The 15580-nt window shown below is 69.4% G+C and carries 21 protein-coding genes and 2 tRNA genes; 19 read left to right on the top strand and 4 right to left on the bottom strand.

The features are described 5' to 3' along the window. Nucleotides 1-6: 6 nt before the first annotated feature. Nucleotides 7-864 (bottom strand): glycerophosphodiester phosphodiesterase, encoded by an 858-nt coding sequence (locus ACFYVL_RS35675; RefSeq protein ID WP_389252463.1) that lies wholly within the window; start codon nt 862-864, stop codon nt 7-9. Between the two features lie 257 nt (nt 865-1121). Between ACFYVL_RS35675 and ACFYVL_RS35670 the strand changes: the two genes are divergently transcribed. From ACFYVL_RS35670 to ACFYVL_RS35660, 3 genes are all read left to right on the top strand, one after another. Further along, complete coding sequence (locus ACFYVL_RS35670) at nt 1122-2798, top strand: S1C family serine protease (protein ID WP_389252461.1); 1677 nt, start codon at nt 1122-1124, stop codon at nt 2796-2798. Nucleotides 2799-3058: 260 nt separating this feature from the next. Further along, nucleotides 3059-3145: transfer RNA gene (locus ACFYVL_RS35665), tRNA-Ser, on the top strand. Between the two features lie 211 nt (nt 3146-3356). Then, the gene (locus tag ACFYVL_RS35660) at nt 3357-4193 is read left to right on the top strand and encodes a hypothetical protein (RefSeq protein WP_389252458.1); all 837 of its coding nucleotides are present in this window, start codon (nt 3357-3359) and stop codon (nt 4191-4193) included. 477 nt (nt 4194-4670) lie between these two features. On the opposite strand, the gene ACFYVL_RS35655 is transcribed toward ACFYVL_RS35660, so the two are convergent. Then, on the bottom strand, nt 4671-5234 hold the full coding sequence (locus ACFYVL_RS35655; protein ID WP_389252456.1) for a GNAT family N-acetyltransferase: 564 nt from the start codon (nt 5232-5234) through the stop codon (nt 4671-4673). After that, nucleotides 5231-6004 carry a GntR family transcriptional regulator gene (locus ACFYVL_RS35650; RefSeq protein ID WP_389252454.1) on the bottom strand — a complete coding sequence of 258 codons (774 nt, stop codon included), beginning with the start codon at nt 6002-6004 and terminating at the stop codon, nt 5231-5233. Before ACFYVL_RS35650 ends, ACFYVL_RS35655 begins: the two co-directional genes overlap by 4 nt. Before the next feature lie 155 nt (nt 6005-6159). Between ACFYVL_RS35650 and ACFYVL_RS35645 the strand changes: the two genes are divergently transcribed. The 15 genes from ACFYVL_RS35645 (at nt 6160) to ACFYVL_RS35575 (ending at nt 13843) form a co-directional block, all read left to right on the top strand. Then, complete coding sequence (locus ACFYVL_RS35645) at nt 6160-6486, top strand: hypothetical protein (RefSeq protein ID WP_389252452.1); 327 nt, start codon at nt 6160-6162, stop codon at nt 6484-6486. 3 nt (nt 6487-6489) lie between these two features. Further along, nucleotides 6490-7836 (top strand): FtsK/SpoIIIE domain-containing protein, encoded by a 1347-nt coding sequence (locus ACFYVL_RS35640; protein ID WP_389252449.1) that lies wholly within the window; start codon nt 6490-6492, stop codon nt 7834-7836. Nucleotides 7837-7917: 81 nt separating this feature from the next. Then, the gene (locus ACFYVL_RS35635) at nt 7918-8082 is read left to right on the top strand and encodes a hypothetical protein (RefSeq protein ID WP_389252447.1); all 165 of its coding nucleotides are present in this window, start codon (nt 7918-7920) and stop codon (nt 8080-8082) included. Between the two features lie 5 nt (nt 8083-8087). Continuing rightward, nucleotides 8088-8276, top strand: a complete 189-nt coding sequence (locus ACFYVL_RS35630) for a hypothetical protein (protein ID WP_389252445.1) — start codon at nt 8088-8090, stop codon at nt 8274-8276. A 75-nt stretch (nt 8277-8351) separates the two neighbouring features. Beyond that, complete coding sequence (locus tag ACFYVL_RS35625; RefSeq protein ID WP_389252443.1) at nt 8352-9023, top strand: DUF2637 domain-containing protein; 672 nt, start codon at nt 8352-8354, stop codon at nt 9021-9023. Nucleotides 9024-9042: 19 nt separating this feature from the next. Then, complete coding sequence (locus tag ACFYVL_RS35620) at nt 9043-9231, top strand: mobile element transfer protein (RefSeq protein WP_389252441.1); 189 nt, start codon at nt 9043-9045, stop codon at nt 9229-9231. Nucleotides 9232-9242: 11 nt separating this feature from the next. Continuing rightward, the gene (locus ACFYVL_RS35615) at nt 9243-9398 is read left to right on the top strand and encodes a hypothetical protein (protein ID WP_389252439.1); all 156 of its coding nucleotides are present in this window, start codon (nt 9243-9245) and stop codon (nt 9396-9398) included. 24 nt (nt 9399-9422) lie between these two features. Then, nucleotides 9423-9740, top strand: coding sequence for a SpdD protein (locus ACFYVL_RS35610; RefSeq protein WP_389252438.1), 318 nt, complete (start codon nt 9423-9425; stop codon nt 9738-9740). A gap of 14 nt (nt 9741-9754) precedes the next feature. Continuing rightward, the gene (locus tag ACFYVL_RS35605) at nt 9755-9982 is read left to right on the top strand and encodes a hypothetical protein (RefSeq protein WP_389252436.1); all 228 of its coding nucleotides are present in this window, start codon (nt 9755-9757) and stop codon (nt 9980-9982) included. Nucleotides 9983-10072: 90 nt separating this feature from the next. Next, nucleotides 10073-10261, top strand: a complete 189-nt coding sequence (locus tag ACFYVL_RS35600) for a hypothetical protein (RefSeq protein ID WP_389252434.1) — start codon at nt 10073-10075, stop codon at nt 10259-10261. A 5-nt stretch (nt 10262-10266) separates the two neighbouring features. Beyond that, a complete protein-coding gene (locus ACFYVL_RS35595) occupies nt 10267-10974 on the top strand; it encodes a DNA methylase (protein WP_389252432.1) in 708 nt (235 codons plus the stop codon). Next, the gene (repSA, locus tag ACFYVL_RS35590) at nt 10971-12365 is read left to right on the top strand and encodes a replication initiator protein RepSA (RefSeq protein WP_389252430.1); all 1395 of its coding nucleotides are present in this window, start codon (nt 10971-10973) and stop codon (nt 12363-12365) included. Before ACFYVL_RS35595 ends, repSA begins: the two co-directional genes overlap by 4 nt. A gap of 2 nt (nt 12366-12367) precedes the next feature. Beyond that, a complete protein-coding gene (locus ACFYVL_RS35585) occupies nt 12368-12568 on the top strand; it encodes an excisionase family DNA-binding protein (RefSeq protein WP_389252428.1) in 201 nt (66 codons plus the stop codon). Continuing rightward, a complete protein-coding gene (locus ACFYVL_RS35580) occupies nt 12568-13746 on the top strand; it encodes a tyrosine-type recombinase/integrase (RefSeq protein WP_389252426.1) in 1179 nt (392 codons plus the stop codon). Before ACFYVL_RS35585 ends, ACFYVL_RS35580 begins: the two co-directional genes overlap by 1 nt. Before the next feature lie 3 nt (nt 13747-13749). Then, a tRNA-Ser gene (locus tag ACFYVL_RS35575) sits at nt 13750-13843 on the top strand. Between the two features lie 197 nt (nt 13844-14040). Here the strand turns inward: ACFYVL_RS35575 and ACFYVL_RS35570 are convergent. Further along, on the bottom strand, nt 14041-14946 hold the full coding sequence (locus ACFYVL_RS35570; protein ID WP_389252424.1) for a bifunctional DNA primase/polymerase: 906 nt from the start codon (nt 14944-14946) through the stop codon (nt 14041-14043). A gap of 305 nt (nt 14947-15251) precedes the next feature. Here ACFYVL_RS35570 and ACFYVL_RS35565 point away from each other — a divergent pair, with 305 nt between their 5' ends. Further along, nucleotides 15252-15554: a hypothetical protein gene (locus ACFYVL_RS35565; RefSeq protein ID WP_389252422.1), complete on the top strand. Its 303-nt coding sequence runs from the start codon at nt 15252-15254 to the stop codon at nt 15552-15554. Nucleotides 15555-15580: the final 26 nt, after the last annotated feature.

Genomic DNA, 15580 nt, shown 5'->3' with positions numbered 1-15580 from the left:
CGGGGCTCAGGTGCGCCCGAGTTGAGCGAGTACCTGTTTGGGGCGGTTGGTGATGATTGCTTCTACTCCGAGGCGGACACACAGCTCGACGTCCTCGGGCTCGTTCACCGTCCACACGTGCACCCGGTGCCCCGCGCGGTGCAGCCGGGCGATGTATCCCGGGTGGTTGCGCACGATCCGCATGCCGGGGCCGGCGATCCGGGCGCCCGCGGGGAGCCGTCCGTCGCGCAGCCGGGGCGTCACGAACTGCATCAGGTAGACCGTCGGAATGGCCGGGGCGGCCAGGCTGACGCGGTGCAGCGAGCGCGCCGAGAAGCTCATGATCCGTACCGGCGGAGGCGTGAGCGGCTCCGCGGGCGGGCCGTCGAGGCCGAACCGCTTCAGCATCTCCAGGAGCTTCTCCTCGACCTGGCCCGCCCACCGGGTGGGGTGCTTGGTCTCGATGGCCAGCTGGAGCGGACGGCCCGCGTCCGCGACCAGTTCCAGGAGCCGCTCCAGGGTCAGTACGGAGGTGAAGGCGCCGGGGACGGCGTCCGTGCCGCGGTCGCGCCCGGGGCTGCGGCCCGGGTCCCAGTCCGGGCTTTCGGAGCTCTCGTCGCGGCCCTTCCAGGAGCCGAAGTCGAGGGCGGCGAGATCGGCCAGTTCGAGGGCGGAGACCGCGCCCCGGCCGTTGGACGTACGGTTCACCCGCCGGTCGTGCACACAGACGAGGTGGCCGTCTGCGGTCAGCCGTACATCGCACTCCAGGGCGTCGGCCCCGTCCTCGATCGCCTTCTGGTACGCGGCGAGAGTGTGCTCTGGAGCGTCCTCGGAGGCTCCGCGGTGGGCGACTACCTGGATGCGCTGCTGTCGTGCGTGGGTCACCGCGACATGGTGTCACCGACATGGGGCAGGTGTACGCGAAGTGCCGTGGACCAGACCTCCGGGGAGGGCATCGCGGGGGCCGTTCGGCCGTCGCGCGACGCTTATTGGGTGCGTCCGGAAGGTCCGGAATAAAGGATGACGGACGGACGCACAGGTCCCGCTTACAGTGCTCTGACGTGCTGTGGGAAAAGCTGAGTCACGACACTTGCACAGCGGGACAAAATCACCCAGGACGACGTGGAACCGAGGAGAGAGCTGTGAGCACCGAGAACGAGGGCACTGCGGTACCGGCCGCCCCGTCCGACCCGCCACCGCCTCCCGCTCCGGTCGAGGCGCAGGCGGCCGGCGCTCCGGCAGGCGGTGCTCCGGCAGGCGGCGCTCCGGCAGGCGGTGCTCAGGACGCGGGCGCGCCCGCGCGGGCCGTACCGGAGTCCCCCGCTCCGGCAGCGGCCTCGACACAGGCGCCTGCCCCGGCACCTGCCCCTGCCCCTGCCCCGGCTCCCGCCCCGGCCCACGAGCCCCGTCCGGCCGCGCCCGTGTACGACGCTCCGCCCGCCCCGCAGCACACGGCGGAGCTGCCGGCTGCCGCGCCGGCCCACCAGCTGCCGCCCGCGACCCCCGCGCCCCCGCCCGCCGCCCCGGCCGGCCACGGTGCGGCCTGGCCGCCCCCGCCGCCGCCCGCGTACCCCTCGTACGGCGGTGGTGGTGAAGGTCACCAGAGTGGTGGCCACGGTGGCGGTTACGGCGGCGGGCACGGCGGTGGCGACCCCTGGGGCGCGCCGGCCGCCGATTCCCCCGCACCGGGCAGGCGCAAGGGGCGCGGTGGGCTGATCGCCGCCGTCCTGGTCGCCGCGCTGGTGGCGGGCGGTGTCGGCAGTGGCGTCGGTTACTGGGCGGCCAACCGCAGCGACAGCGGATCCGGCGGTTCCACCACCATCTCGGCGGCGGGCAACCCGCAGGACTTCAAGCGCGACCCGGACAGCGTGGCGGGCGTGGCGGGCAAGGCGCTGCCCTCCGTGGTCACCATCGACGCGCAGAGCGGCAGCGGCGAGGGCGGCACCGGCACCGGCTTCGTCTACGACAAGCAGGGCCACATCCTCACCAACAACCACGTCGTCGCCTCGGCCGCCGACGGCGGCGACCTCTCGGTGACGTTCTCCAACGGCAAGAAGTACGCCGCCGAGGTCGTCGGCCGTGCCCAGGGCTACGACGTCGCGGTCATCAAGCTGAAGAACGCGGGCGACCTCAACCCGCTCCCGCTGGGCGACTCCGACAAGGTGGTCGTCGGCGACTCGACGATCGCCATCGGCGCCCCCTTCGGCCTGTCCAACACCGTCACCACCGGCATCATCAGCGCCAAGGACCGCCCGGTCGCCTCGGGCGACGGCCAGGGCAGCAAGGCCTCGTACATGAGCGCCCTGCAGACCGACGCCTCGATCAACCCGGGCAACTCCGGTGGTCCGCTGCTCGACTCGCGCGGTGCGGTCATCGGCATCAACTCCGCGATCCAGTCCGTCCCGAGCGGTGGCCTCGGCGGCGGCAGCGGCCAGTCCGGTTCCATCGGCCTCGGCTTCGCGATCCCGATCAACCAGGCCAAGACGGTCGCGCAGCAGCTCATCAGGACGGGCAAGCCGGTCTACCCGATGATCGGTGCGACGGTCTCGATGGAACAGCGGGGCGACGGCGCCAAGATCACCGACAAGGGCGCGGGCAACACTCCCGCGGTCTCGCCCGGCGGTCCCGCGGCGGCGGCCGGCCTCAAGCCCGGCGACGTCATCACCAAGCTGGACAACCGGGTCATCGACAGCGGCCCCACCCTGATCAGCGAGATCTGGACCCACAAGCCCGGTGACAAGGTCAAGCTGACCTACACGCGCGGCGGCAAGCAGTCCACCGCGGAGGTCACCCTCCAGGCGCGCGAGGGCGACGACTAGACCCTCCGGCCCGGTCGCCCCTCCGGGCGGACGGACCGTCCTGCGGGGCGGTCCTTCCGGGCGGTCGGTCCTTCCGGCCGGGTCGCCCTTGCGGGCGGGCGAGCGGGACAGCAGTGGCCGAAGGGGCCGCCGAAATCGCTTCGGTGGCCCCTTTTGCGTACCGGTTTTCCCTCCTCGGGCACCGGAGATGGACCAACGGCCCGTCCCGTCCGCCGCAACCGCTAGGCTGTAGGCGCTCCGCCGCAGGTCGCCGGGGCTGAGGTGGGTTGCCCGAGCGGCCTAAGGGAACGGTCTTGAAAACCGTCGTGGCAGCGATGTCACCGTGGGTTCAAATCCCACACCCACCGCGCAAGCACGGCCCCCGACCGGGTACACCGGTCGGGGGCCGTCGCTCTTAGCGTTAACCGGACACCCCCGAGATTCCCCGCTGTTTACTGCTAGATGGGGCACGCATGGGGCACGGCCACCTCAGTAGTGCGCGGACTGATCATTCAAAGCGAACTCGATGTCAGGGGTGGCAGATACCGTGGTCGTGACTACGTCGGGGTGGAGGGTCCGTTGACCAATGACTTTGAACATGGTTCTGCTGCAAGCGGCCGATCGCTCAGCTACGAGGAGTTGCTGAGCGACCACACGTTGCCGGATGGCCAGAGGAAGGGCGTAGTCGCAGAGACGTTGGTGGCCTACATGTCGCTCCTGTCTGTCAGGCGTGGAGACGTGGCGACAGCACAACTGTTGTTGCAGGTTGAGCGCTGGAAGATCGAGTGGGACGACCGGAACAATGAGGAAGACCTAATCCTTGAAGTCGAGGCCGCCAACAAGTCCCACTTCACTGATGATCTCCTGGAGAAGCTGAGGGGCCTCTGTCGAGAGATCTCGGAGCACTTTGACTTGGGCGTGAACTGGGTGGGCGTAAGGGAGTTGTTTCCGGCGCTCGGGCCCGGCTGGCGCGAGATGGTGCAGCGCGAGATCTCAGGCGAGCGGCCCACGAACCAAGCGCGGCGACTCCAACCCGCGCCGCGTCGCTGGTTGGAGGATGACCTCGCCTTCACTAACGAGGGCGAACAGCTCGTCTACCGGTTGCTGAAGCACCGTCAGGAGAAGGTGCTTCCGGTGGAAGAGACGATCTCTATATTTCCTCTGCCTAATGGCAGGATCGCGCGACGGACCTGGGAGCCGGACTTCCTCGTCTGTTACAAGGGCCGCGCCGGCATCCTTGAGATCGACGGCCCTCACCACAACGCTCGCCGAGCGCTTGACGTCACCCGAGAGCATTTGATGCGCGACTCAGGTATCGCCTACATCGACCGTGTTCCTGTCGAATCTCTGCAGGATCGAACAGAGCTTGAGCGCGTAATCGATCGCTTCCTACGCAGGTTGGCGGAAACCCGGTAGGGCTTCGGGCGGGCGGATCACAGACCCCGCCCGCCCAACACTCACCCCTGCTCCCATCCCGTCTGCCGTCGACCCACACACCGTGGAGCGGGCGTGGTTCATGGCGTCCAGGTGGAGCGCGCCACTGTACGAACGACCTGGACGCCATGGGCCGCGTCTGCTCGGCTCTGCCTGGGTCGACGGCAGACGGGATGGGAGCCCACTACGCCCGCCCCATTCGGCCGGCACTCGCAAGCGGCGCCCCGGCCATCCCGGAGTCGGAGCGCCCCCGCCGGAGGCATGTCCTCGTCCGGCGCCGGGGTTTCGTCGGGTGCTCGACCGATGCTGCTCGGTCTATCCACATGTGGGCGGGCGTCGGCGGGAGCGGGGCGGAGCGGGCCGAAGGCAGGAGCGACAGCCCCAGCGGAGCCGGGAAGCCCGCCCGGCGGAGCGGAGCGCAGCCGGGTGGCTTGATGAGGTAGAGAAACTCGTAACAGCTCAGGCGTCCAAGGGCTGCGGGGCAGGCGTCTCGTCGGTGAGGCTGTGTTCGGTTGCCGAGGTGGCTCGTTGGGCTAGCCAGCCTGAGACACGTGGTCCGCCGTTGACGGCGTTGCCCTGTAGGACAGTGCGCACATGCTGGAAGCCCTGGCCCAAGTAGTAGCGCTGGAGTGGTTCGTTGGTCGTCCATGCGTCGAGACGAATCCACTTGGCGCCTACTTGGCATCCGCGATTGCTTGCCCAGTCCAGCATTTGGCCACCCCAGTTCTGGCCTGAGTACTGGCGTGACACTGTGAGCTTGTTGACGAACAACGACGGTTCGGCCAGCTCGTCATCCGTCCAAAGCCCCTCTTCGGCTTCAGGCGTGAGAGTGATGGTTCCGGCGGTGGTTGTGCCGTCCCTAAGCATGAACACAGTGCCTTGTTCGATCGTCTTCAGTAGCCGATCGGCGGGGTAGGGGCGGCGCCACTGGTCGATCCCGAGACGGCTGATCCAGGAAGCGGCTTCCTGCCGGAAGTCGAGTAGGTGTTGCAAATCGTCAGGGGTGGCGCTTGTGATCTTCACTCGGTTTCGGTCCCGCCCATGCCGGACAGGTTGCCGATCTCGTAGTTCATCCGGTTCAGGTCCCCTCGAAGCGTCGTAATCGTGCACCGGATGGGGCGGTCGAGTGAGTAGCCAGTCCTAGTCCAGAGCATCACGGGTACGCCGGCGCCGATCTCCAGAAGTCGCGCTTCGTCGGGCGTTGGCATGCGGGTTGCGATCTCGTCGCGGTACCCGATCTGCTCGATATCCACGCTTGCGAGATAGCGCGTTGTTCCCTCGGCAATGTCACCCGGCTCTGCCAGGCGCGGAGCCTCGGCCAAGAGCCAGTCCGGGTAGTGGGTGGCCTGAGTCGACCAAGGGACGTTGTCCACGAACCGGTGGCAGAACCGCAGCACTGAGCGTGACCCCGCCTCGACCCTGAGCCGTTGCGCAACATACTCAGGCGTTGGTGTGAGTTCGACGCGGAAGGTTTGGTGCGGATGCCGGCCAGCGTTGGTCACGTCGGTGGAGAAGGCATCTCCGTTCTGCGGGAAGGTCAGATTCTCGAAGCGAGATGCGTTGAGTTCAAACACCTCATGCTTGCGAACCTCGTAACCAAGGCCCTGGCTGGACGTGATGAGACCTTGGCTGACCAGCAGATTGAGACCTGACCGCACGGTGTTTCGGGAGGCGTCGAACCGGCCTGCTAGTTCGGCTTCGGAGGGCAGCCGCGAGCCAGGTCGGTAGGTGCCGTTGTCGATCTCCCGACGCAACGCGTCGGCAACCTGCTGGTACTTCGGCTGCTTACTCATGCCCTCATCATGACGCACTCGCTCAACTTGTTGGTACATGTTTGCGCGAAGTGCTTGACGTCTCACTCCCTGTGGCTCACTCTCTAGGTGTCAGCTTGTACCAACAAGTTGAGCAAGAGGTCCAAAGGGCCTGAGTTGAACTCAAGGAGACAGTCATGCCGTCCTTCAAGATCGACACTTCGACCGCTGTGGTGTTCGTGGCGACTGCGCCGGAGCCGAAGATGGTCAACAAGAAGACCGGTGAGCGGGCGGTGGACCGGGAGACGAACGCGTCGCTGTCGACGGTGGGCCTGCTGGTCTCGGACGAGGGAGAGGGAAACCTCTACCAGGTGACGGTGCCGGAGACGGGCTTCCCGGAGGGGCTGGTGCCGGGGATGCCGGTGAAGGTGGTCGGCCTGAAGGCGCGGGACTGGGAGAACACCTTCAACGGCGAGAAGCGCCACGGGATCTCCTTCCGCGCGACCGCGATCATGGGGCTCTGAGTCATGGCTGACCTGACCCTGTGGCTGGAGGCTTCGGGCGCCTTAGCGGCGGCTGGTGGCGCCGGTTACGCCAAGGTGCGGGCGCCGCGGGTGTACTGGGCGACGATCGGCATGCCGGTGGCCTGGGGGCGGTTCGCGTGGTCGTACCGGAACACGATGGATGTGTGCGGGCTGACGGTGCAGCCGTCGGGTCTGCGGGCGTTCATGTCGCGCCGGGTCGCCCGGCACGAGGTGCGGCCGGTGGCTCCGAAGATCCGCCGGATGTGGGGCACGTCGACCGGGCTGCGGGTGACGCTGCGCCTTCCTGCGGGGCTGGAGCCCGCCGATCTGGCGGCGGCCTCGGAGCGGCTGCGGCACGCCTGGGGCGTCCACTCGGTCCATGTGCGGCCGACCAAGCCCGGGTTCGTCCAGTTGCGGATGACGGGCTTCGACCTGCTGCGCCGGGTGCAGATGCCGAAGAACACCGAGCCGCGTGATCTCGTCGTGCCGGTCGCGCTGCGGGACGACGGCACCGCGTACGAGCGGAACTACCGGGAGATCCCGCACGCGCTGACCTTGGGGGCGAACCAGTCCGGCAAGTCGATGTATCAGCGCAGCCTGATCAAGGGGTTGGCGCAACTGCCGGTCGCCCTGGTCGGGATCGACTGCAAGCGCGGTGTCGAGCAGTCCCGGTATGCGCCGCGGCTGTCCGCACTGGCGACGAACCCGGACGATGCCGCCTCGCTGATCGATGTGCTGGTGGCGGAGATGGAAGACCGCTTCGATCTGCTGGCCAAGCACGGCGCCTCGGACGTGTGGGAGCTGCCGGAGGACATGCGGCCGGCGCCGGTCGTGGTCCTGATCGACGAGATCGCGGAACTGTTCCTGATCTCCTCGAAGAGGGATGAGGAGCGCCGCGAACGGATCGTGATGGGGCTGATCCGGCTGGCCCAGCTCTCCCGCGCGGTCGGCGTGTACCTGGAGATCTGCGGGCAGCGCTTCGGCTCCGAACTGGGCAAGGGCGCCACGATGCTCCGGGCCCAGCTCACCGGCCGGGTGGTCCACCGGGTCAACGACAAGCAGACCGCGGAAATGGGCCTGAACGACGTGGCCCCGGAATCGGTGCCGGCCGCGTGCACGATCCCCGCGGACCGCCCCGGGCAGGCCGTTGCCGCGGATGCCTCCGGCGGCTGGGGCCGCATCCGCACCCCGCTGACCTCGGTAGAGGAAACCGTCGCGGACTGCCGGAAGTTCGCCCACCTGATCCCGGACCTTCCGGCCCTGGAGCCCTTCCGCCCGGCTCCCGCTCCCGCCCCGGCCCCGGCGGTGGTGTTCCCGCCCATGCCCACGACGGCCCCGGCCATTCCCTGAGACACCCCGCTCACCGGTCGGCGTGACCGCCTCACGCCAGGTCCCCACCCCGCCCATGCCTGAAACCGAAGGAGTGACCTCATGACCGTTCTCCCCTTCCCGGAGCCCGCTGACCGCAGTCCGGAGCCGCTCGACCCGCTGGAGTCCGCCCTGTTGTCCGCGTGGAACAACGCGCCGGAGGCTATGGATGCCCACCACGACGAGCCCTCCGAGGGCTCTGACACCGACTCCCCGTGGGCTTGGTGATCTCCATGGCTGCACGGAAGACCACCGCGCCCCCCACCGCAGCGCTGAAGTCTGCGAAGTGCCAGCCGTGCAGCGGGACCGGAGAGATCACCGAGACGGTGCGGGTCGGTGCCCGCAAGAAGCGCGACACCGGAGACAAGCAGACCGCGGTGTGCCTGGACTGCCTCGGCACCGGAACCGCGCCCACCGACTGATTACCGCCGGGGCTGGGCGGTCGGACCCGTTCCCCGTCCCGCCCTCGGCTCAACGCGCGAAGGAGGTGAAGCGACATGAACCGTCCGATCCGTGTGGACGCCGTACTGATCCAAGCAGTGATCGCCGGAGCCCTGTCTTTCTCCCACCTGCACGACCTGGCCGAAGCAGCCGGACAGACCGGCTGGCAGGCGTGGGCCTACCCGATCAGCGTCGATCTGCTGCTAGTTGCGGCCTGGCGCCGCCTGCGTACCGCCCGCGGTGACCGTGCCGCCTGGACCTGGTTCGTCATCGCCCTGTTCGCCTCGCTCGGTGCCAACATCGCGACCGCCGGACTCCTCGACCTGGCCGACGTGCCGACCTGGTTGCGGATCGCGGTCGCCGGATGGCCCGCGCTGGCCTTCCTCGGTGGCACGCTCCTCGTCCACACTCCGGCCATCCCCGCAGCCCCGGCGCCCATGGAGCCCAGCGAGGAAGTGCCTGCGGTCGACGTGCACCGCACCGACACCGCGCCCGATGCCGAGGAGCGTTCCGAGCCGCCCGCGCCTGCCGAACTTCCGGCACCGGCCTCGGAGCCCAAGCCGGTCGCGGCGAGTGTTCCGCCGGCACTCCTGGACCATGCCCGCAAGCTCGCTGACCAGCACCACGCGACCACCGGAAGCCCGCTCCCGGTTGCCAGCCTGCGGGCGCAACTCGGACTCCCGGAACCGGTCGTCGACTCGATCGCTGCCCAACTCCAACTCACCTGACCGAAAGGAACGATTCGCTATGTCCGCCTACCGGCGCTTCCGTGACGTCCGCAAGTTCGGCCCCGTCCAGGTCGCCAGCTTCTACGACGGCCGCGGCCGGGACCGCCACACCGCCGCCTGCACCGCGCCCCGCTGCGACTTCTCCGCGGAGTACCACAACCGCTCCGCCGCCGAACTCGCCGCGCGTACCCACCGCTGCTCGGCCTAGGAGATCCCGTCATGGACGTTCCGCTCTGGCTCGCTGTGATTGTCGTCGGCTACCTCGGCATCAAGCTCACCCGCCCGCCGATCTGGCTGATCGCCCTGCTTCTCCTTGGAGGCTTCCTCCTCGCGGACAGCTTCCTGGCCCCCGCGATCACCCCGTTCACCAAGTAGCACCCACCCGAAGGAGACAAGCCCGTGTTCAAGCCCCGCCACCCCGTCCCGGACACCCCCGTCCTGACCGCCCACACCCCGGCCTCTCCGCCGGCCGTCGTCGACCCCGCCCCGGCCCCGGCGCCCGTGTCCTCCGGGCTGGGCCTGGCCGCCCGGCTGCCGCGTACGACCGGCACCACGGTCGCCCTCGCCGCCGGGGGTGTCGCCGGTGCCCTCGCGTTGGCCTCCGTCGCCGTGTCGCTGCTTCTTGCGGTCGCCGTGACCGCCGTCGCGCTGTCGGTGTCCGGGCTCGTCGTGCTCTTCCTCGTCCGCACCCTGCGCGACGAGATCAACCACCACTGAAAGGACCGATCGACATGGGCATCTTCAGCCGCAAGCAGGACCCGTCCCCGGCCGACCCGGCCGCCGCCGAACTCGGCCGCGAGTACGCCATCGCGAAGCGCCATGGGGACCGCAGGACCGTCCGCCGGATTCAGCGCGAACTCGGCAACGGCGACGTGGACCAGGACTCGTTCGACGCCGGAAAGCGCGGCTACGAGGACATCCCGCCGATCAACCCGCCGCGCCGCAACCGCCGCCGCTGACAGCCCCCGGGGCGGCCTCAACCGCCAAGTTTCCGCCGCCCCGGGCGCCTCACCACCTTCCAGATCACTGACCCGAAAGGCACCCCCATCATGACGCACCGCCCCGGCCCCGTGACCCGAGTCTGCCCGGACTGCGACGGCTTCCCCGTCGTCGCCATCACCACCGGCACCCGCCACCGCGACGGCTCCCGCCACGTCGTCCCCGCGATCTGCCGCACCTGCCACGGCACCGGCACCCGCACCCTCGCCCGCCCCCTGCCCGTCCCGGCTGGGCGGTGAGTGCAATGACCACGCCTTCGCGCACCGGGCTGCGGGTGCTGGACCTGTTCTCCTGCGCCGGCGGGGCGGCCATGGGCTACCACCGCGCCGGCTTCGACGTCGATGGCGTCGATCTCGTGCCCCGTCCCAACTACCCGTTCCCGCAGTACCAGGGCGACGCGCTCACCCACCTCGAACGGCTGCTGACCACCGGTGACATCGGCCAGTACGCGTTCGTCCACACGTCCCCGCCCTGCCAGGCAGGGTGTGCGCTGACGGTCGGTACCAACGCCTCCCAGGGTTGGGGACGCGATCACGTCCAGCTCATCCCGGAACTGCGCACCCTGCTGGAAGCGACGGGCTTGCCGTACGTGATAGAGCAGCCCAACGGGCGCGCACCCGTCCGTCGGGATCTGACTCTGTGCGGGGAGATGTTCGGGCTGGGAGTGCTGCGGCACCGCACCTTCGAACTCGGCAACTGGGCCACCGTGCAACCGGCCCACCCCCGTCACCGGGGCTACGTGCGCGGCTACCGCCACGGCGTCTACCGGGACGGCCCCTACGTGGCCGCCTACGGAGCCGGTGGGGGCAAGGCCACCGTGTCCGAGATGCAGAGTGCGATGGGCATCACCTGGACCGATGCGCGTGAGGAACTCACCGAAGCGATCCCGCCTGTCTATACCGAGTGGATCGGCACCGCGTTCCTGACCTGCCGGCAGGGGGTGTTCGCGTGAGTGACACCGCCACCCTGGCGGGCCTGGACCCGGCCACCCTCGCCGATGTGCTGAGGGTCGCCGGATCTCCGGGCTTCGACCGCATCCAAGACCAGATCCGCCGCACCGGAGGCTGCTCCGACCCGATCCACCTCCAGGGTGCGACGGTCACCCGCGACCGCGCCACCGGCCAAGTCCTGTACTCGTACGCCACCGACAGTGAGCCCGGCGGCAAGCTCCGCATCGCGTGCGGCAACCGCCGTGCCTCGCGCTGCCCGTCCTGCGCCTGGACGTACGCCGGGGACACCTACCACCTGATCCGTGCCGGTCTCGTCGGGGACCCGGCCAAGGGCACCCCGACCACGCTCCGCGAACACCCCCGCGTCTTTGCCACCCTTACCGCCCCGTCGTTCGGCCCGGTCCACAACCGCCCGGACCACCGGCCGTGCCGCTGCGGTGCACGCCATGCGGAGGACGCGCCCGAGCTGGGCACCCCGCTCGATGCAGCCACCTACGACTATGCGGGCGCCGTGCTGTGGAACAACCACGCCTCCGAGCTGTGGCGGTTCTTCACGATCTACCTGCGCCGCGAGATCGCCGCCCGAGCGGGCCTGACCCAGAAGGCGGCCCGTGAGCAGTCCAAGGTGTCCTTCGGCAAGGTGGCCGAGTACCAGAAGCGCGGCGCGATCCACTTCCACGCGGTGATCCGCTTCGACGGCCCGGACGGACCCGACAGCCCGCCCCCGCCGTGGGCGAGTGTCGCCCTGCTGACCGACGCGGTTCACGCCGCAGCATCCCGGGCCCGCGTTGATCTGAAGGCGTCCGGTGACCACCGTGCCCGCGTGCTGGCCTGGGGTGACCGCGTGGATGTGCGCGAGATCAAGGCGTTCGGGGACGGCTCTGAGATCACCGAACAGGCCGTGGCCTCCTACGTCGCCAAGTACGCCACCAAAGCCGCAGAGACCACCGGCACCGTGGACCGCCGTATCGGCAACAAGGAAGCCTTAGTCCTCCTCGGGGTACCCGATCACCCCCGGCGCCTGATCGAAGCGTGCCTTGACCTGCACGCGGCCTACCCGGAGCGCAAGCTCCGCGACTGGGCCCACATGCTCGGCTTCCGCGGCCACTTCTCCACCAAGTCCCGCCGCTACTCGACCACCCTTGGCGCCCTCCGCCAGGTTCGCGCCGACTACCGCGCCGCCCAGCACCGCGCCGCCCTCGGCCTCCCCGACCCCGACGAGATCCCCGAGGAGACCACGCTCATCCTCGCCCACTGGACCTACGCCGGCCACGGCCACACCCCCGGCGAATCCTGGCTGGCCGCCAACATCCGCCGCGACATCGAGCAAAGCCGAGAGATCGCCCGTGAAGAGCGCACGACCGACCTACCGACCGCAGAGGGGGCGTGGTGACGATGGATCGTCTGTTGACCGTGCAGCAAGCAGCCGAGGCGCTCGGTACCGGAGTCCGGTTCCCGCGGCGGCTCATCGAGGAGCGGCGCATCACCTTCGTGAAGGTCGGCCGGCACGTCCGGATCCCGGAACAGGCTCTGGCGGCCTTCATCACGGAGCACACCGTGGAACCGATCGCCGTGACCTACCGGAGGGCCGCGTAATGGCTGGGAGGCGCAAGGCACGCCGGAACTTCGGCCGTATCCGCAAGCTCCCTTCCGGTCGCTTCCAGGCGCGCTACCCGGGCCCGGACGGCGTTCTCCGCCCCGCTGATCGCACGTTCGCGACCACGACGGACGCCGGTCGGTGGCTCGACAAGAAGCGCATCGAGATCGAAGAGGGCCGGTGGCTCGACCCCGCCGAAGGGCAGACGACCGTACGGGACTGGTCCGCGCGCTGGCTCGCGGCGGTCTCCCCGCAGCTCAAGCACAAGACCCAAGCCACCTACCGGTCGCTGATCAACTCCCTGATCACTCCGGCGCTCGGGGACCGGGAACTGTCGAGCCTGCGTCCGATCACGATCACGGAGTGGGTCGGCTCGATGCGGACCAAGGGTCTCAGCGCGTCGCGCATCCGGCAGGCGTACCGGGTGCTCTCGCAGATCATGCGCTCGGCTGTCGACAACGACATGATCCCGGTGACGCCGTGCCGGGGCGTGAAGCTCCCCCGGATGCCCCAGACCGAGCCGCACATCCTGACTCCGCTGGAAGCGTCCCGGATGGTGCGGAGCGCGGCCAAGCCCCATGACCTGCTGATCGCGCTTCTTGCGTACGCGGGCCTTCGGGTCGGTGAGGCCTTCGCTCTCCGCCGTGTGGACATCGACGTGTCCGGCGGCTTCGTGCTCGTGGACGAGAACCTTGCCGAAGCGAACGGCAAGCTCGTCTTCGACACTCCGAAGTCACATCAGAAGCGGCTCATCCGTGTCGGCCCGGCCCTCGCGAAGAAGATCGGGAAGTACCTGGAGACCCTGCCCGGCGGGGACGATGCGCTGCTGTTCACCACACCCGGTGGCAAGCCCCTGCGGTACAACCAGTGGCGCAAGGCGTACTTCGACCCCGCGGTGTCGGCGGCCGGCCTGACCGACGTGACCCCTCACGATCTCCGCGCCTCGCACGGTACGTGGGTTGCCGACAAGTACGGTGTGATGACCGCCGCACACCGGCTCGGGCACTCGAACGCGAGCGTCACCACCCGGCACTACGCCCGGCCGGTTGCCGGTCGTGATGATCAGGTGGCGGAAGCGTCGGACTCCTGGCTGAGCGGGCACGATCATGAGCCGGGGGCACGTAGCGGGCACGATGACGATGACGACGGCTCTTCCGGGGCTCTCGTACCCGTCTGACCTGCGGTGGAGATCGGACCGGCCGTGATCGGCGAAAGGTCTTGAAAACCGTCGTGGCAGCGATGTCACCGTGGGTTCAAATCCCACACCCACCGCGCAAGCACGGCCCCCGACCGGGTAGTTGGTCGGGGGCCGTCGTGCTGTCCGAGGAGGGCCGGGCCCGCGGAAGCCCGGGGCCCGCGGAAGCCCGGGATCCGCGGAGGACCCGATTCCGCGAGCGTACGAGTGATCGGGCGGTCGGGGCGGTCGGGGGCCGGGGCGGCAGGAGCGCCCGCGACCCCCGGCGTACTCGCGCTACGCGCGCGTGCCCGTGGTCAGCCGGGCGGCCGAGGCGAGGGTGGAGCGTGCCTCCGCGAGGGTGAGTCCGGCCTGGAGGGCGGCCTCGGTGAGGGCGGGGGCGAGGGATTCGCCGAGACCGTTCTCCCAGGCGCGGCAGGCGGCCCAGAAGAGGCGGGTGTTGCGCTGGCCCTCCCGGGCGGCGCGGACGAACTCCACGAGGCCCTGGCCCCTTCCTCCGGCTTGCTGCTGGGCCGAGTTGACCGTCGGGGGCGGTGGGGGCCGCCGGGGACGGCGGGTCAGGAGGGCCAGGAGCGGTGCCGGGCAGGGGGCTGCCGGGAGGTGGGCGGTGCCGGGGGCCAGGCGGTAGACGCCGTGGGTGGTGAGGGAGCCGGGGCCGACCAGATAGCCGCCGGTGCCGCGGACGTCGATGCCGGGGGCGAGCCGGCTCGCCGAGTTGGGGATGTCGACGCCGGGCGGGCCGGTGAGCCAGAGGTGACGGCCGCCGGACGGGGTGAGGACGGTGACCGTGGGCGGGAGCGTGAAGTGGTGCTCGTGGCCCAGGTGTTCGAGTGCGGAGAGAGGGTCGTCGCCGTGCTTGGTGTCGAGGTCGATGCCGATGAGGTGGTGCGGCGGACGGCCGCAGGCGATGCCGTAGCCGGTGGCCCGCGGGGCCGCGGCGAACAGGGCGCGGACGACGGCGGGGTCGGTCGACGCGTCGTACACGCCGTGGCCGGGAAGCCCGCATTCGCCCCGGCAGGGAGGCCGCTGGGGGCCGCCCCCGGACAGGGGCTCGTCGTGGTGCGGGGAGCGCAGGGCGGGGAGCTTGGTGCGGGACAGGGGGATCACGGGAAGGCCGCGCTCCGCCGCTGAGAGGGCGTGCGCGAGGGCCAGGGTGGCGGTCAGCCGGTCTGGAGTGGCCATGCCTCCATAGTCGTACGAATGTTCGAGCAAGGGAAGTGGGGAAAGTTGGCTGAAAATCTGACGGAACGCTTCGTCCTATGGGGTTACTGCGCCTCATCACCCATTTGGCCCAGAGCTGGCAGTTTTGCGATGAGGTTGGGGGTTTATCGGTAAAACATCACGCTTGCGAGCGAATAAGTGCCTGGTGGGTGGTTCGCCGGGGATTCGGTGGGCAACTCTGGTGCTGCGACGTCGTCACCAGCACCGAGGCAGTCGGCCAACTCCCTCGGAACAAACCGTCTTTGCAGTTCCTGGAGGAATTGACCATGCGTAATGCCCGCATCTTCGCCGCTGTTGCCGCTCTCCCCCTGGCCGCCGCCCTCTTCACGGGTGTCGCCACCGCCGACAACGGCTCCTTCGCGGACGACGGCTCCAACGCGGCTGTCGCCACGATCAACGGAAGCGGCGTGGGCGGTACGAACAACGGCAACTCCACCACCACCCAGCAGGTGGCCAACGGTGCAGGCGCTTCGAACCAGAGCAACAACGCCAGCGTGAACGGCTCCGGCTTCACGTCCATCAACCAGGGCAACGAGAACGTCGCGGTGAACTTCACCGAGCTCTGGTAGCGGAGGCGACCTGAAAAAGGTCTGTG

Origin of the sequence: Streptomyces sp. NPDC004111 (assembly GCF_042874215.1) — a bacterium.
Classification (GTDB): domain Bacteria; phylum Actinomycetota; class Actinomycetes; order Streptomycetales; family Streptomycetaceae; genus Streptomyces.
The sequence above is the reverse complement of the archived record's forward strand: the minus strand, read 5'-3'. Positions and strand labels throughout refer to the sequence as shown.